Origin of the sequence: Oscillatoria sp. CS-180 (genome assembly GCF_028330965.1) — a bacterium.
In the GTDB taxonomy this organism is placed as follows: Bacteria; Cyanobacteriota; Cyanobacteriia; order Phormidesmidales; family Phormidesmidaceae; genus Halomicronema.
The window spans coordinates 1-15,963 of record NZ_JAQMUB010000067.1; the positions used below are offsets into that span (position 1 = coordinate 1).

18 protein-coding genes are annotated in these 15,963 nt (G+C 52.2%); 8 read left to right on the forward strand and 10 right to left on the reverse strand.

Annotation, left to right across the window (positions count from 1 at the left end):
• Nucleotides 1-107 precede the first annotated feature (107 nt).
• Complete coding sequence (gene bchM / locus PN498_RS15650) at nucleotides 108-794, forward strand: magnesium protoporphyrin IX methyltransferase (protein ID WP_272063788.1); 687 nt, start codon at nucleotides 108-110, stop codon at nucleotides 792-794.
• A gap of 129 nt (nucleotides 795-923) precedes the next feature.
• Here bchM and PN498_RS15655 read toward each other — a convergent pair whose 3' ends face one another.
• Both PN498_RS15655 and PN498_RS15660 read right to left on the reverse strand, forming a co-directional pair.
• The gene (locus tag PN498_RS15655; protein WP_272063790.1) at nucleotides 924-1,952 is read right to left on the reverse strand and encodes an ABC transporter ATP-binding protein; all 1,029 of its coding nucleotides are present in this window, start codon (nucleotides 1,950-1,952) and stop codon (nucleotides 924-926) included.
• Between the two features lie 93 nt (nucleotides 1,953-2,045).
• Nucleotides 2,046-2,534 (reverse strand): hypothetical protein, encoded by a 489-nt coding sequence (locus tag PN498_RS15660; RefSeq protein WP_272063791.1) that lies wholly within the window; start codon nucleotides 2,532-2,534, stop codon nucleotides 2,046-2,048.
• Nucleotides 2,535-2,833: 299 nt separating this feature from the next.
• Between PN498_RS15660 and PN498_RS15665 the strand changes: the two genes are divergently transcribed.
• The gene (locus PN498_RS15665) at nucleotides 2,834-2,998 is read left to right on the forward strand and encodes a hypothetical protein (RefSeq protein ID WP_272063792.1); all 165 of its coding nucleotides are present in this window, start codon (nucleotides 2,834-2,836) and stop codon (nucleotides 2,996-2,998) included.
• Between the two features lie 205 nt (nucleotides 2,999-3,203).
• Here PN498_RS15665 and rdgB read toward each other — a convergent pair whose 3' ends face one another.
• The 7 genes from rdgB to secE all read right to left on the reverse strand — a co-directional run bounded on the left by rdgB (nucleotide 3,204) and on the right by secE (nucleotide 7,318).
• Complete coding sequence (gene rdgB, locus PN498_RS15670) at nucleotides 3,204-3,785, reverse strand: RdgB/HAM1 family non-canonical purine NTP pyrophosphatase (RefSeq protein WP_272063793.1); 582 nt, start codon at nucleotides 3,783-3,785, stop codon at nucleotides 3,204-3,206.
• A gap of 125 nt (nucleotides 3,786-3,910) precedes the next feature.
• Nucleotides 3,911-4,318 carry a 50S ribosomal protein L7/L12 gene (rplL, locus tag PN498_RS15675; protein WP_272063795.1) on the reverse strand — a complete coding sequence of 136 codons (408 nt, stop codon included), beginning with the start codon at nucleotides 4,316-4,318 and terminating at the stop codon, nucleotides 3,911-3,913.
• A gap of 56 nt (nucleotides 4,319-4,374) precedes the next feature.
• On the reverse strand, nucleotides 4,375-4,941 hold the full coding sequence (gene rplJ / locus PN498_RS15680) for a 50S ribosomal protein L10 (protein WP_272063797.1): 567 nt from the start codon (nucleotides 4,939-4,941) through the stop codon (nucleotides 4,375-4,377).
• A gap of 256 nt (nucleotides 4,942-5,197) precedes the next feature.
• Nucleotides 5,198-5,914, reverse strand: a complete 717-nt coding sequence (gene rplA, locus PN498_RS15685) for a 50S ribosomal protein L1 (protein WP_272063798.1) — start codon at nucleotides 5,912-5,914, stop codon at nucleotides 5,198-5,200.
• An 81-nt stretch (nucleotides 5,915-5,995) separates the two neighbouring features.
• Nucleotides 5,996-6,421: a 50S ribosomal protein L11 gene (gene rplK / locus PN498_RS15690; RefSeq protein ID WP_272063799.1), complete on the reverse strand. Its 426-nt coding sequence runs from the start codon at nucleotides 6,419-6,421 to the stop codon at nucleotides 5,996-5,998.
• 3 nt (nucleotides 6,422-6,424) lie between these two features.
• Nucleotides 6,425-7,063 carry a transcription termination/antitermination protein NusG gene (gene nusG, locus PN498_RS15695; RefSeq protein ID WP_272063800.1) on the reverse strand — a complete coding sequence of 213 codons (639 nt, stop codon included), beginning with the start codon at nucleotides 7,061-7,063 and terminating at the stop codon, nucleotides 6,425-6,427.
• Complete coding sequence (secE, locus tag PN498_RS15700) at nucleotides 7,064-7,318, reverse strand: preprotein translocase subunit SecE (RefSeq protein ID WP_272063801.1); 255 nt, start codon at nucleotides 7,316-7,318, stop codon at nucleotides 7,064-7,066. It lies immediately after the preceding gene.
• 499 nt (nucleotides 7,319-7,817) lie between these two features.
• On the opposite strand from secE, the gene PN498_RS15705 reads away from it, so the two are divergent.
• Nucleotides 7,818-8,507, forward strand: coding sequence for a GDSL-type esterase/lipase family protein (locus tag PN498_RS15705; protein WP_272063802.1), 690 nt, complete (start codon nucleotides 7,818-7,820; stop codon nucleotides 8,505-8,507).
• 484 nt (nucleotides 8,508-8,991) lie between these two features.
• On the opposite strand, the gene PN498_RS15710 is transcribed toward PN498_RS15705, so the two are convergent.
• Entirely contained in the window at nucleotides 8,992-10,392 is a 1,401-nt protein-coding gene (locus PN498_RS15710) for an LCP family protein (protein WP_272063804.1), read from the reverse strand.
• Nucleotides 10,393-10,582: 190 nt separating this feature from the next.
• Between PN498_RS15710 and PN498_RS15715 the strand changes: the two genes are divergently transcribed.
• The 5 genes from PN498_RS15715 (at nucleotide 10,583) to nth (ending at nucleotide 15,804) form a co-directional block, all read left to right on the forward strand.
• On the forward strand, nucleotides 10,583-11,647 hold the full coding sequence (locus tag PN498_RS15715) for a mannose-1-phosphate guanylyltransferase (RefSeq protein ID WP_272063806.1): 1,065 nt from the start codon (nucleotides 10,583-10,585) through the stop codon (nucleotides 11,645-11,647).
• A 296-nt stretch (nucleotides 11,648-11,943) separates the two neighbouring features.
• A complete protein-coding gene (locus PN498_RS15720; protein WP_272063808.1) occupies nucleotides 11,944-12,885 on the forward strand; it encodes a LysR family transcriptional regulator in 942 nt (313 codons plus the stop codon).
• A 5-nt stretch (nucleotides 12,886-12,890) separates the two neighbouring features.
• Nucleotides 12,891-13,946, forward strand: coding sequence for an anthranilate phosphoribosyltransferase family protein (locus PN498_RS15725; RefSeq protein ID WP_272063809.1), 1,056 nt, complete (start codon nucleotides 12,891-12,893; stop codon nucleotides 13,944-13,946).
• Between the two features lie 116 nt (nucleotides 13,947-14,062).
• Complete coding sequence (gene rseP / locus PN498_RS15730) at nucleotides 14,063-15,154, forward strand: RIP metalloprotease RseP (RefSeq protein ID WP_272063810.1); 1,092 nt, start codon at nucleotides 14,063-14,065, stop codon at nucleotides 15,152-15,154.
• Nucleotides 15,151-15,804, forward strand: coding sequence for an endonuclease III (gene nth, locus PN498_RS15735; protein WP_272063813.1), 654 nt, complete (start codon nucleotides 15,151-15,153; stop codon nucleotides 15,802-15,804). Before rseP ends, nth begins: the two co-directional genes overlap by 4 nt.
• The last annotated feature ends 159 nt before the right edge of the window (nucleotides 15,805-15,963 follow it).

Sequence of the window (15,963 nt, forward strand, 5' to 3'; positions counted from 1 at the left end):
ATTTTACCGTTCTCCCTTTCTCCTTTTTTCCTCAGGAACGTTGCAGAAAGTAATAGAATGTGAAGCTGTGATTACTTTCGCGTAGAGCAAAATCTATCCTCGCAATCATGACTAACGCTATAGACGATAAAACGGTCGTTCGTGAGTACTTCAACGCCACGGGATTTGATCGGTGGCGACGGATCTATGGCGATGGCAAAGTTAATAAGGTGCAGCTTGATATCCGTAAAGGGCATCAGCAAACCATTGACACCCTGATGGATTGGTTGCGAGCAGAGGGCAACTTGCAGGGACTCTCAATCTGTGATGCGGGATGTGGCGTAGGCAGCTTGAGTATTCCTCTGGCACAAGCAGGGGCGATCGTCAATGCCAGCGATATCTCGCAGAAGATGGTAGGTGAGGCCCAAGAGCGAGCCCAAGCCGTTTTGCCAGCTGACCGAATGCCCAACTTTCAGGCGTCTGATTTAGAGTCGCTATCCGGTCGGTATCACACGGTTATCTGCCTGGATGTGTTGATTCATTATCCCCAGAGTAAAGCGGGCGACATGATCAAGCATCTTTCATCTCTGGCAGACTCTCGCGTCATTTTGAGCTTTGCCCCTAAAACGCCCTTCTACAGCCTGCTCAAAAAGGTTGGAAGCTTTTTTCCTGGACCAAGCAAAGCAACTCGCGCTTATCTCCATGCAGAAAAGGACGTTGTTGGCGTTCTAGAATCCTTGGGCTGGACAATCGAACGCAGAGCGATGACTAAAACTCAGTTCTATTTCTCGCGTCTGATAGAAGCAGTGCGATAGCGGGATCAGGCTCTACCTGTACAACAACGCGACTGCTGGGGGGATTTCTAGGAAAGAATTGACTGCTGGTAGGTCTCATTAGCGCAGCGTCATGCACCACAGCCGGGCATTTTTATCGTCAGAAATCTCCTAAGCATCTGTTGCCGCAGGCTCGCCACTCCCTTCCACCCGAGATTCCGTCGGGGTTTCTGATTCAGCCGCAGATTCGTCTATCGACTCTTCGGTCGTTAGATTGAGGAACACATCTTCAAGACTGACCCGATGGCGGCGTAGTTCACAGAGGCCAAACCCAGCCTGAACGATCGCCGCCGCGATCGCCTCACCATGATCCTTTCGAGTTGCCGTCACGATGAACTGATAGCGAGAATCTTTCTGGGACTTAGACGTTTCTAACTCCACTGAATTAACGCCAGGGATGGCTTTAAGGGTACCTTGCACATTAGCAGGAGCACCACGCACCTCCACGCTGTAACCATAGCTGCTGGTGCCTGTCAGCTGACTCATCAGCGTATTCAACTTGCCTGCCGCTACGAGGTGCCCTTTGTTGATAATGGCAACGCGATCGCAAGTCGCATCGACTTCCGGCAGGATGTGCGTCGAAAGAATAATCGTGTGATCCCCAGCCAGGCTACGAACCAGTTCTCGGACTTCACTGTTCTGTCGGGGATCAAGTCCTGAAGTCGGCTCATCCAGCACAATCACGTCTGGATCATGCACGATCGCTTGGGCAATGCCGACCCGCTGACGAAATCCTTTAGACAGCTTGCGAATCAGGACTGACCGCTTTTCGTCTAAGCCGCAGCGCCGAATAGAATGGCTGATGCGCTCGGGGCGATCGCCTGCCGCCACGCCTTTGATCCGCCCGACAAAGTTTAGGAAGCCCTCAACGGTCATATCGGGATAGAGCGGTGGACGTTCCGGCAAATAACCAATGTGCTGACGGACGGCCATAGACTCGGTATGAACGTCATAGTTAGCGACTTTGGCAGTACCGCTCGTGGCAGGCAAATACCCGGTCAGAATCCGCATAGTGGTGGTTTTGCCTGCGCCATTGGGTCCCAGAAAGCCTAGAATCTCTCCCGGTTCCGCTCTAAAGGAAACATCCTTCAGAGCGACTGTAGATCCATAGACCTTGTGCAAGTGATCGACTTCAATCATAGGTAAGATGGCATCCCGTTATGACAGAGGCAAAAGGACAAAGATAGAAGAGTGACTCCAGTCTACGCCCATATCTTTGCATAACGATAAACCCTATTCTTCCACGGTCAGCGTGTAGTTGAATCGCTGCCCTTGGTTGTGAGCACCAACCCAGACCCGATAAGTCCCTGCAGGCCAATTCTGACCACTAATCCGAGCATCCATATTGCTGCGACTGATGTCTTGACCACAGCGGATAGCGTTGTCAGTCGGGCCTTGGATGAGTAGCGTTGTGTCTTCGCCACTATCTACAGTCACCGTTAGGGTCGGAAAATCGCTTTCCAAAGTGAGAATGTGATCGGGATTAGTGTCAGCAAAACCAGCACAAAGATTGCCTTGGCTGTCACTATTGGCAATGCTGGAGAGTGAAAAAGACCCGACAATACTGCCGTCTACACTAGCTCCGGCTGGGGGATACGCCGATAGAGTAATGCCTTCGAAGTTGGCGGATTGAGCCAACGCTGAAGAAGCCCCTAAAAGCATTGCCATGCCGCCCAGAATAGATAGGGGGCGACGAAGCATGGAGTTGAGTTGAGTAATCATCGTCATAACCCTCGCGTGTTTGTCAGAAAATGTGTAGCAAAAGGTAGAAAGATAGAAACAGACAGCAGAGTTAATCCCTAACGGGCACAAATCTAACGTCCTTGATTGTCCTACCCAATGGCCACAACCGTACTCAGGAGGGAACAGAACGTCTAGCCTGTCCCTCGACCTCTCTATGGTGGTGTAAGTGTTGGCAGACGGGCCTCTGTATCAGTCACATTGTAAAGTGTCACCAAGTTGACAGAAATCGTCCCAGTACCACCGAGCGCCCCTGTTTATCTGAAGCAAGCGAAACAAAAATGAGTTTGATCTTTACGCTGATTCTGATTGCGATCGCCTACTTAGTGACAGCCGTTATTGATGGGCTGCCGCATCTAGTCGGCTATCTCTTGCCTCCCACTCCACTTTGGCTAGTGGCCGCAGTGGTCGTCAGTATCGTCGCTTGGCTGATCAGCGAACCTTAACAGTTTGGTCAAGATAGAGCGGACTGATGCCGTTGAATCCGGCTTCGGCCCTTAACCCTCAAATTGGGGGAAGCTGGATTCAACGGTCCCACAATTGAGGAATGTCAGGAACCCTGCGTCAGTCCTAATAGACAATCTTTTAAGAAAAACTGCCCCTTTAAAGTCGACTCAACCTCTGTCCATGAGTGGACAGTTTAATGGACAGTCACGATGATAGTTTCAGCGATCGCAATTTCGGCATGAGCTGGGCAAATGCCACGCCTCGATGACTGAGCCGATCTTTCTCCTCACGACTCATCTCAGCAAAAGTCTTGCCTACGGATGGCACGTAAAAAACTGGGTCGTAGCCAAATCCCCCAGTGCCGCTGGGCTGGTCGGCAATCTCACCGGGACAGGTCCCTTCGGTTTGCAGAGCAATCGTACCGTCTGGTTGCGATAGGGCGATCGCGCACACAAACTGAGCAGCTCGATTCGATACCTCTGATAGTTCTCGCAAGAGGCGCTCAATACGCTCGACATCTGTCCGTCCATAGCGAGCAGTGTAGAGACCAGGAGCACCGTTGAGGGCATCTACCATCAAGCCAGAGTCATCGGCGATCGCCCATTCTCCAGTTGCCTTTGCTACCTCAGAGGCCTTCAAACAGGCATTCTCCAAAAAAGTCGTGCCCGTTTCCTCCACATCAATTTCAGCAGGCTTTAGCGCTAACTCCCAATCCAAATCAGTTAAGTAGGTCTGCATCTCGTGGAGCTTGCCGGGGTTTCCAGTCGCAACGATGACGGTGGTCATAAAGCACATTCAAAGAATTATCAGTAGCTTGTATATCGTATATAACGGTTAGGGAAATCAAAGAAACCCCCAGTCGGCGAACCGACCAGGGGAGTTGGAATCACGAAAAATACTAGAAGCAGAGGTTACTTGAGGCTGACCTTAGCGCCAGCATCTTCTAGCTGCTTCTTAGCATCTTCTGCATCGTCTTTGGAAACGCTTTCCTTGATAGCTTTAGGAGTGGATTCTACGATCTCCTTTGCTTCCTTCAGACCCAAACCAGTCAGACCACGGACTACCTTAAGGATGGCAATCTTCTTGTCAGCCGGGAACTCTTCCAGAACGACGTCGAATTCAGTCTTCTCTTCTTCAGGCTCAGCTTCAGCACCAGGAGCCGCACCCGGCATCATGCCGGGCATCATCATCATGCCGCCACCGCCAGATGCCGACGCATCAACGCCAAAAGCGTCTTCAATCTGCTTAACCAATTCAGATGCTTCTAGCAAAGACAGCGTTTTCAGTTCTTCTAGAATTTGATCGGTCTTCTCAGACATGGGGTCTCTCCTATGTACAAATTACAAAACGGGTTGGAAAAAAGATGTCAGCAGGACTAAGCAGCATCCTGCTCCTTTTCGGATACGGCTTTGACGGCGCGTACTAACGATGCGGGAACTTCCTTGATACCCACAGCCAGCTTGGTGGGTACAGCGTTAGTGCCTACAGCCAGCTTGGTCGGAATCGCATTGATTGCTCCAGCAATCCGAGCAATAAGCTCTTCTTTGGTTGGCAGGTTGGTGATGGCTTCGAGGTCGTCGTTGTTAAGCGCTCGTCCCTCCATCACGCCACCGCGAAGCTCAGTCTTCTTGGTGTCTTTCTGAAAACCTTTGTAGGCTTTGATCGCGCCACCCAAGTCCTCTTTGACGAGCAAGAAAGCTGACGAGTCCTTGAGGAACTGCGTCATGGGCTTCCAGTTGTCGTCCTCTTCGACGGCAATCCGCATCAGCGTGTTTTTGGTCACTTTGCAGATAGCCCCTTTCTCGCGCAGGCGATTGCGCAAATCTGTGATGTCAGCCACAGATAAGCCCTTGTAGTCAATCACAAGGGCGAGTTGAGATTCGCTGAGCAACTCTTTCAGCTCTGTAACGATCTCCCGCTTATTTTCTAGTGTTCTACCCATATTCGGTCTCACCTCCTCTTGGGTTAGGATCCACTCCTAAGCAAGCTTGATGGTCGCTGGAGCAGGCAGCTAAAAAGCCCCGGCAATGCCGAGGCTTCAGGCCTTAAAACACAGCTTGTATCAACAGAGACAAGCAAGTGCTTCAAAAAGCGTCTGAACCTCGGCAGGACTTATCAATGCCTGCTGTCTTCGGTTACTAATTCAATTGGGGGTTGATTTGAGTATCCGAGGCGTTTCCCCAGTGACAACAAAAAACTTAAACTGCTTCCGCCACCTGATAGTCGCGCAAAGCACTAATATCGACTTCAATCGAAGGCCCCATTGTAGCAGAAACATACATAGTCCGCCAGTAGCGTCCCTTAGCGCCCGAAGGCTTATTGCGGTCAACACACTCTTGCAAAGCTTTGAGGTTGACTAGCAAATCCTGAGCGTCGAACTTGGTCTTGCCAAACAGGACATGGACAATTCCAGCTTTATCCGCTCGAAACTCCAGCTTACCGGCCTTAAACTCATCGATCGCAGTGGGTAGATCAGTGGTGACGGTCCCCCCCTTTGGCGAAGGCATGAGACCACGAGGCCCCAGCAGACGACCTAACTTGGCAATCTTAGGCATCATGTCTGGCGTAGCAATCAGAACGTCGAAGTCCATCATGCCTTTCTGAATCTCGTCGATTAATTCTTCTGAACCGACGAGATCGGCTCCAGCATTAGACGCTTCTGAAACCCGCTCACCCCGAGCAATCACGGCAACTCGAACGTCTTGTCCCGTACCCTTAGGCAGAATCACCGTTGTTCTCAACTGCTGATCCGTATATTTGGGGTCAATACCCAAACGAATATGAGCCTCGGCAGATTCCTCAAACTTTGCAGTTGCCGTCTCTTTAAGTAGCGACAGCGCCTCTAACGGTTCGTAAGTTTTGTCAGCAACCTTCTCTTGCAGCTCTTTCAACCGCTTCGATACTTTCTTAGACATTAAACGTAATCTCCTTGGGGTGCTAGCGAAGCCAAACTTCTTCCCCACTCAGTGAACTTGAACAAACGGATAATCAAGCGATTAGTCAGCGACTGTTACACCCATATTGCGGGCAGTGCCCTCAACAATCCGCATCGCTGCCTCAATATCGTTTGCATTGAGGTCAGGCATTTTCGTCTCAGCAATCTCTTTAATTTGGTCGCGAGTAATGGTACCCACCTTTTCTCGGTTAGGCTGTCCCGAACCTTTCTCAATGCCAATTGCTTTTTTAATGAGGACGGACGCGGGCGGCGTCTTGAGGATGAACGTAAAGCTTCGGTCCTCAAAAACCGAAATTTCTACTGGAACCACTAGACCGGCTTTATCAGCAGTTCTAGCGTTGTATTCCTTGCAGAACGCCATGATATTCACGCCATGCTGGCCCAAAGCAGGGCCAATCGGCGGTGCTGGGTTGGCTTTCCCCGCAGGGATCGCCAACTTAATCAGCGCAACAACCTTCTTTGCCATCGATTAACTCTCTTTCTGTACCTGATTAAACTCCAACTCTACCGGGGTATCTCGCCCAAAGATGGATAGCAAAGCTTTCAGCTTACTACGCTCAGGGCTAACCTCGATAACCTCACCCTCAAAATCTTTGAAGGGACCCGACAAAACGGTGATACGATCGCCCGCTTCCATATCGACCTTGATGACGGGCTGCTGCTCTTGCGTCTGCTTAAAGATGCGCTCGACTTCGGCATGACTTAGCGGCATCGGTTTAACGTGCCCTCGTCCCCGTCCATAGGCACGGCGCTGCTCAGCCCCCACAAAGTTGATCACGTGAGGGGTGTTTTTGATGACCTGCCAAGCTTCGTCATCCATGATCATGCGAATCAAGACGTAGCCTGGAAAGACCTTCTCTTCGACGTTCTGGTGAGTGCCGTCTTTGCGGACCTTCTTGACCGGGGTCTGAGGAATCTCAATTTGCAGCACTCGGTCTGCCACATCCAAGGTCTGCAAGCGCTGCTCTAGGCTAGCTTTCACCTTTTTCTCACAGCCCGAAGCAACCTGCACGGTATACCATCGTGCAGAAGACTTCTTCGGCTGATCATTTTGGTCATCCGCCGAGCCTAAATTATCGTCAGACTGAAACTCTGCTTCCGAAATCATCTAAAACACCTGTCTAGACGCCCAGCCAAATAGCTGATCAATCAAATAGATCAGCGTTGCCGAAAGACTTACCATCAAGATCACCGCCGCTGACTCGCTAATCAGCTGCTGCCGAGAGGGCCAAACAACCTTAGCCAACTCTTCCTTGGTTCCTTTTAAGAAAGCAACCGCATTCACATTAGAGGCAGACTGAGTCGACGACGCCTCACGGTTGCTGCCCTTAGTGTCCTTTTTCTCAGCTTCTTTCTTCGCCATGCGATCGCCCCACAACTCTCCGAAATATCAACAACCTAAACTGAGTCAGCCTAGAAAGCCAATCTCAACTTTTCTCAGCGTGTTCCCCCAACCTTCAGAGTCCTGCTGAGAAAGTACGACTATCTCCATCTAGGCTAGCAGCGCCTGCTTGACCTGCTCCCAAAGATTCAAACCCAGATAGGACGCTGGCAAAATAAAGAAATCGCGTCTCGACAGCAATCAGCTTTCGGTGCACATGTTCTAAAACCCAGTCTCATCGCAATTCATCACCTGAAAAGCTGAGGCTTTGTCTTACTTCTGAGGCTAAACACACGGTCTCCTAGAATACCACAAATTTCCTCAACAACAATTCACGGATGTAGGCCAGCGAATGAATTCTCGATATCGCTAGGTATGAAAGTTTGAAAAGATATCTTTAGAATGATAAATTCGCCTAGTAACCCGTGGAAATGAACCCACTTCCACTGTTTCGAATAGTGATGTGAGCGAGAAATTATTCATGGTAGCGGCATCTCCTCTGACGCGATCGCGAGCCCTCAAAGAAGAGCGGGTAGAACAGCGAGTAGTTGCGATCGGAGATAGCTTGGTATACGGATACGGTGACCCTGAAGGTGGCGGCTGGGTAGAGCGATTACGTCGTCGCTGGCTGCAGCCCGAGACACCCGGTCACGCCATCTATAATTTGGGTGTTCGTGGAGACACGGTACAGCGCGTTTCTCTGCGGCTGGTGCAAGAGTTTCAGACGCGCGGAGAATTCAGAAATCGTGTTCCTGATCGTCTGTTTTTATCGGTCGGCATGAATGACGCGGCTAGAGTCGGCAAGCCAACAGGCCGTCATCTCACAGACTTCGATACGTTTCAAGAGGAGATGCTGGAGCTGTTGGACGCCGCTTCTGCGCTGTGCCCTGTCGCCTTCATCGGCATGACCCCTGTCTTGGAAGAGCGGATGCCGTTCGCAGAGGTCCTGCATTACCGCCATCTCGATCAGTATCGATATAAAGAAGCGACGAGACAGCTATGTCGGCAAAAGAACATCCCTTATCTAGACATTTTTGATTTGTGGCTTAGTCGAGGAGATGCCTGGTGGCGATCGCGCATCTCAACCGATGGCCTGCACCCCAACGTTCTGGGTTATCGCTCACTGCTGGAAGAGGTCACGTGCTGGCAAACGTTTCAGGACTGGCTGTAGTGAAAGGCAAACGGACGGACGGGTGGGGGGAATTTAGAAGCTACTTTGTCATTCAGCGTTAGTTGTTTTGCTTGAGTACGGTCTGGGCAATGGGGAAGAGGGAGTGAGGAGTAAGGGTGCTTGTTTACTGGCGCGCGACTATGACCGTCGCTAGTTTTGCTGGATCAAGACGGCGAGCGATCTGGCTATGCGTGAGCATCCGGATGCTGTTGGATGTATGAATCTAGAGGGCAGTGGTTAAGGCACTGAGGCGATCGCGGGGTCGGTCATGAGGAGCAGCCAGATCGCCGCTAGCACTAGCGCACCTGCAAGCTTGATAATCCTCCCGTATGGTTGCTTCATTCTGCTGCCTTCGGCTCTCACCTACGCGATCGCTAACGGTTTAGGAATGCATGAATTTTAAGTTCTCACTTTTGAGTTTTGAATGATTGAGTCATTGGCGAATCCAAAGCTCAACGTTGATACTTAAATAAGTTCCCGTTCCCTAGTCCTCTTCAGGAGCGACGATCAGCCAGTCTCGTCCAACTCGAATGGTTAGCTCTGATTGCAGATCACCCGTGGAATCAGCGACCACCCGTCCAACTTCTAGAATAGACGCGACAATGCCTGCACTGCGCAGATCCCCACGCTGGGCAACAACCTGAGTTCGCTGAATTTCACTTGACCAGTCAGAAATGGTATACACGTTTTGAAACCCTTCCTGGCGCAGATATTGGGCAACGTCACCGGCAACCTGCGGCTCACCGGAAGCATTTTGAACCGCGATGGGAATGCTGGTGATCGTTTGATCATCACGACTGGTCAGCAAAGCCACGTCGTCAAGTTGGAAAAAGCGATTCATGATGCCTTGCGTTGCACTAGGATCTAGAACCCAGTAGCTAGCAATGTACTCATCTGGCGTGCTAAAACGCCCTGGCAGCATCACCATCTGTAGATCATTGGGTTCAATCTCCATTCCCATATTTGCCAAAGCTAACGTTTCTTCCAGAGTCAAATTCGTATCGACATACTGCATCATGACTCGCATGACCTGCGGTAAGCGAGGAATCACCGTCGGATGCGTCAGCCGTTCTCGGAGAGCCTTCATGAGAATTTGCTGGCGCTGCACTCGGCCAATGTCGCCAATGCTGTCACCCCGATAGCGAGCAAACTGTTCGGCCTGATCGCCATTCAGCGTTTGCCAGCCCTCGTCCAAATTAATGTTGAGACCTTGAGTTTCATCCGTGTAGACCATGCGGTGAGGCACCCTGACCTCGACGCCGCCCAGCAAATCCACCAGTTCCCGTAGCGCACCGGTGCTGACACGCACGTAGCGGTCAATAGGAACCGGTCCCAGATTGGTCTGAATCGTCTGAGCCACCAGCTCCGGGCCACCCGCCAAGTTGGCGTGATTAATCTTCGCTACGCCCTCACCCGGAATATCGACCTGGGTGTCTCGTGGAATAGACAGTAAGTTGACCGTGCTGTCTTCTGGGTTAATTCGCACTATCAGAATCGTGTCAGAGCGACCAGAAAACAGGGTGTCGGCGTCCTCATCACCCGGTTCAGGAATATCGACGCCCATGACTAAGATATTGACAGGGCGGGTCACCTGATAGCGAAAACCGGACTGCCAGAGTTCACCCAGATTGAGAGGCTCAGCTGCTTTGTGAGCAAGCCATCCCGGCAGAGGAACTGAGGTCGCAAACAGAGCACCGCCCAAGGCTGAGGCGATCGCAGTTCCTGTAAAAGCGACTGTCCAGCCCAGGCGGCGCAGCCAAGGCATGACCTGATTCGAGAACCCGTTTGGCGTTTGAGGAGCATTGATTGGAGTAGACTGAGTAGCCGTCTGCTCAAGAGGTGCAGAGCGAAACTTATTAGGTGGGGGTTCTACAGACGGCGACATGTATCCTCACACGACATAAGACGGTTCCTGGGGATGGTAGGTCTCATTTTGCACTCCCATGTAGGAAGCCCAAAAACGACACTCTCCAAACGGGTTTTTGCGAATATAAACAAAAGATTACGGCGATTATATCTTGCTTTTCTCAAGCTTTGGGTACGATAAGGCGGACAGTATTTGGAGTGTCAGCCCCATGTCCCAAACGGTAATTCCAGTCATTTTGGCAGGCGGAAAAGGCGAACGATTTTGGCCTGTCAGCCGTCGTCAGCACCCTAAACAATTTTTATGTTTGGACGGTAGCGGCCTCAGCTTATTACAGTCCACAGCAAAACGTCTCCTTCCTCTGGCAGGAAATTGGGAGTCGCTTTGGGTCATTACCGCAGCTCATTTAGCAGACGGTATCCGATCGCAACTGCCACAACTGCCTGACAGCAATTTGCTTATTGAGCCTGAAGGAAAAGATACCGCTCCCGCAGTAGCTTGGGCTACATTAGAAGTCGCAAAACGGCATGGCGACTCAGCGATCGCAGGTTTTTTTCCCGCCGATCATTGGATTGCCGATGAGGACGCCTACCGCGATACGCTGAAAGCCGCTGCTGAGTTAGCCATTGAGAAATCGGCGATCGCCACCCTGGGAATTACCCCCACGTTTCCAGCGACCGGCTATGGCTACATTGAGCAGGGCGATGCTATTGGCAGCTTTGGCAATCTCCCCGCTTACACAGTGGCTCGGTTTACTGAGAAGCCCGATCAAACCACAGCACAAGACTTCATCGCGAGCGGTCGCTTCAGCTGGAACAGCGGCATGTTCATCTTTCCTGCCGCGATTATGCTGCAAGAGCTAGATACCCATGCTTCAGAAATCATGGTGCCCCTCAGAGCCAAAGGGGTGGATGCCTATTCATCATTAAATAAGCTCAGCATCGACTATGCCGTGATGGAGAAAACGGACAAAGCCTGCGTCATGCCTGTTTCCTTTGGCTGGGACGACTTGGGCGATTGGAATGCCGTTGAGCGTCTGCTGAAGTCACCAGAACAACCCAACGTAGAGATGGCGCAGCACTTGGGCTTAGGCACCACAGGCAGCGTAATCTACACCTCGGACGAGGATGAGGTCGTGGTCACCATTGGTCTAGAAGACGTGGTTGTGGTGCGCGATGGCAAAGCCACGCTGGTTGTCCACAAAAGCCGTACTCAAGATATTAAAAAAGCAGTTAAAGCCCTGGGTGCCAATCCCAACTTCCAAAAACTTCTATAGCAGTTGATTTATTTAGGGGTCTAGGATTCTAGTCCCCCGACACTTCCTAAGACTGACTCAGTCGATAGGATTGATATTTAGCAATGCTTGATACTAAGCTACGTCACTGTATCTGCTACTTATTCATAAACCGACAATAAGAGGCTTACGCAAACAGGTCTCTAGTCTCCTAGAGCTAGCGTGAGATGGGCCTGCCCATCCTATGCGGATGCCTGCTGTACTTACAGCACAGTCTGCGGAAGTGCTCAGAGTTTTGAACGGGTTTAGAATACACAGCTCCGATACGTTGAAGGCGAATGCGGGTAGAACAGCTTGAATCATTCTTATTGGTTTCCGAGACGGGAAGCTTCCAACAGGCTGCCAAACGGTGTGGTGTCACGCAATCCACCATCAGCCGCCAGATTCAAGCATTAGAGGCTGAACTGGATGCGCCCTTATTGCACCGAGCGGCACAGGTTAAACTCACCGTGGCGGGCGAAGCTTTGCTGCCTAAGGCCCGCCGCATCTGCCAGGACTGGCGCCAGGCCACCCGAGACATTGCCGACCTGATGGCTGGCAAGCAGCCCGAACTTTGCGTCGCGGCGATTCAGTCGGTCTGCTCATACTTGCTGCCGCCCGTGCTGAAGCAGTTTTGCCAAAACTATTCCCACGTGCAGTTGCGGGTCACAGCCCTGGGGAGCGATCGCTCCCTGAAAGTCCTGCGAGACGGACTCGTTGACGTGGCGATCGTGATGGACAATGAGCGCCTCACTGCCAGCCCTGACATGGCTGTCCAGCCGCTGTATGAAGAACCCGTCGAGGTTTTGATGGCAGCCAATCATCCGCTCACTCAGTTTGAACAGGTGCCGTGGGCCGAGCTAGCACACTATCCCCAGGTAATGTTTAAAGACGGCTATGGGATGCAGCGCTTAGTGCAGACCCAGTTTGAGCGCAGTGGCGGAGAGCTGCAAACCGCTGTGGAATTGAATACGCTGGATGCCTTCCGGGGCGTTGTTCGTGAAGGAAACTTGACGGCGTTGCTGCCCCAATCAGCTCTCGCCGAAAGCTTCAACGATCCAACCCTAGCCATCCGACCCACAGAAGCCCCCAGCCTCACACGCAGGGTCGTACTAGTCACCACGTCAGATCGCTTAAATATTCCTGTCATCAAAAGCTTTTGCCAGCTTGTTTTAGAACGAGGTGCCGTCTTTTTGCCCCATCGCGATCTCCCTGAACTTCTATCTGCCAAAAGCATCTAATTCCAATGAGCCAAGCATTTCGAGCACTCCTTAAAAAAGTCGGCAGTGGACAGCACACCTCAGCCGTTTTGACCCGTGAAGAGGCTGCTGAGGCTGCTCGATTGATGCTGTCTGAAGAAGCGACTCCGGCTCAAATCGGAGCCTTTATGATTGCCCATCGCATCAAACGTCCCCATTTCACAGAGCTAGCAGGCTTCTTAGATACCTATGCCAAAGTCGGGCCACTGCTGCGCCCCATCGCCGCCGATTATCCGGCGATCGTGTTTGGACTGCCCTATGATGGCCGATCGCGCACCGCCCCTGCCCAACCGCTCGTAGCGCTAATGCTTTCAGCCATGGGCTGCCCAGTGCTGCTCCACGGCGGCGAACGAATGCCCACCAAATATGGCCTGCCCCTAATTGCCATTTGGCAATCTTTGGGAATCGACTGGACTGGACTATCCCTAGAAGCCATTCAGTCCATCTTTCAGCAAACCTACCAGGGCTATCTGCACCTGCCCGACCATTTTCCGTCCGCTCAAACGCTGGTGCCCTATCGCGAGCAGATTGGCAAACGTCCACCCCAGGCGACCCTAGAACTGATGTGGTGTCCTTATGGAGGGGACTGCCGCGTCATGGTGGGCTACGTTCATCCCCCCACGGAGAATCTGGCAAAAGGAGCCTTAACCACTATTGGCGTACCCCACTTCAGCACCGTTAAAGGACTGGAAGGCAGCCCCGATCTGCCTCGTGCTCGGGCCGCCATCATTGGCGTATTCGGTCCGGATAGCGAAGAACGTCTCATTCTTCACGCCCGCGACTATGGTTTGGGCGACAGCAAAGAAGTCGACCTAGACTCCGAATTGGACTACCTAACCCTGCTGCAAGAAACCCTATCCGGCACCACCACGCCCCTCACACCCATTGCCCTCTGGAACGGCGGCTTCTACCTTTGGCATAGCGGCGTAGCAGACAGTTTGGAACAAGGCATCGATAAAGCTAAGGGCCTCTTGCAGAGCGATCGCCTGCTCCAACAAATCTCCCTCATCAAAGACGCGATCGCTCACTACCGCCATAAATAAAGCGTTTGCGGTCGATTCGTAATCTCCGTCCTGCGACCGAAACAATTTTCCCTGTGATATCGAGGTCAGCCAGATAGAATAGGAAAACCTATTTGTTTCACAAACCCTTAAATTTTATGTCCGTTCTGGCCGCGATCGCTGTCATAGCCCTACTCATCTTTGTTCACGAGTCCGGTCATTTCCTGGCGGCTCGTTTCCAAGGAATCCACGTCAACCGCTTCTCCATCGGTTTTGGGCCGATTCTTTGGAAATATCAGGGACCCGAGACAGAATATGCCCTGAGAGCGATTCCGCTGGGGGGCTTTGTTGGGTTTCCTGACGACGATCCAGAAAGCGACATTCCACCACAAGACCCCGATTTATTGAAAAATCGGCCTGTTTTGGATCGGGCGATCGTTATTAGTGCGGGCGTCATTGCGAACCTGCTGTTTGCCTATCTAGTGTTTGTGGCTCAGTTTGCATCCGTTGGCGTGCCCCAAGCCTTCAATCCAGAGCCGGGCATTCTCATCCCACAAATCATTTCCGAGAGTTCTCCAGCAGCTGAGGCGGGCATTCGTCCCGGAGACGTCATTTTGTCTGCTGATAGCCTCGACTTCAACGCCGAGGAAAACACGGTTCAAGATTTAGTCGACCTGATTCAGAACAATCCTGAGCGCCCCATCGATTTGATGGTTCAGCGCAACGATGAACTATTGGATCTAACGGTGACTCCTGAACTGGCACCCAACGGTAAGTCCGTTATCGGCGTTCAGCTCCAGCGCAATGGCGAATTACAGTATCGCCGCGCCAACACCGTCTTTGAAATATTTGGCTTAGCCGCTCAAGAGTTTCAGGGCATGTTCATACAGACCGTGCAAGGGTTTGCGGCGCTGATCACCAACTTCTCTCAGATGGCGAGTCAGGTTGCCGGACCGGTGAGAATCGTCGAGCAGGGAGCCGACCTGGCTTCCTCCAACGCGGCGACGCTGTTTCCCTTCACCGCCATCATCAGCATCAACCTCGCCATCATCAACATCCTGCCGCTGCCGGCCTTGGACGGTGGTCAGCTGGCCTTTTTGCTGATTGAAGCCCTGCGAGGCAGACCGCTGCCAGAGCGCTTGCAGGAAAACGTCATGCAGACAGGACTCGTGCTGCTGCTGGGCTTGGGCGTCTTTCTAATCGTGCGAGATACCTCTCAGCTGGAAATCTTTCAGGATCTGCTGCAGTGAGTCCGCGCCGTAAGCTGCCGCCGACTAAGAAGCGGGCCTTGGAAGTTCTGGCCCGCCTAAAAAACCTATATCCCGACGCTACTTGCTCGCTGGACTATGAAACCCCTGTACAGCTATTAGTGGCAACCATTTTGTCAGCCCAGTGCACTGATGAGCGAGTCAACAAGGTGACACCGGCCCTGTTCGCGCGGTTTCCAGATGCTCCATCGTTTGCGGAGGCAGACGTGGCGGACATCGAAGCGCTGGTGAAGTCAACAGGCTTTTTCCGCAACAAGGCGAAGAATATTCAGGGAGCCTGCCGCAAGATTGTGACAGACTTCGGGGGTGAGGTGCCGCAAACGATGGAGGAGCTGACCAGCCTGCCAGGAGCCGCCCGCAAAACCGCCAACGTGGTACTTGCTCACGCCTTTGGCATCAATGCTGGCGTCACCGTCGATACCCACGTCAAACGCCTGAGCAATCGTTTAGGCTTCACTCAACATACCGACCCGCGCAAAATTGAACCCGACCTAATGAAGCTGCTGCCCCAGCCCGACTGGGAAAACTGGTCCATCCGGCTGATCTATCACGGACGAGCCGTCTGTAATGCTCGCAAACCCGCGTGCGATCGCTGCCAACTCGCCGACCTCTGCCCCTCCGCCCAGGGCTAAATTAACCCGAGTTCGGGATCAGACTATCAAGGGCGTAACAGAAGCGTTTAAGGGCTAAACCCCCTCCGCCGGAGTTCGTAGGACGGGGCGGGCCTTTTCGAGGGTTTAAACCCTCCCCGGAGGGGAAACGGGTTTTTCTTTAGCGTTAGACAGCCATAG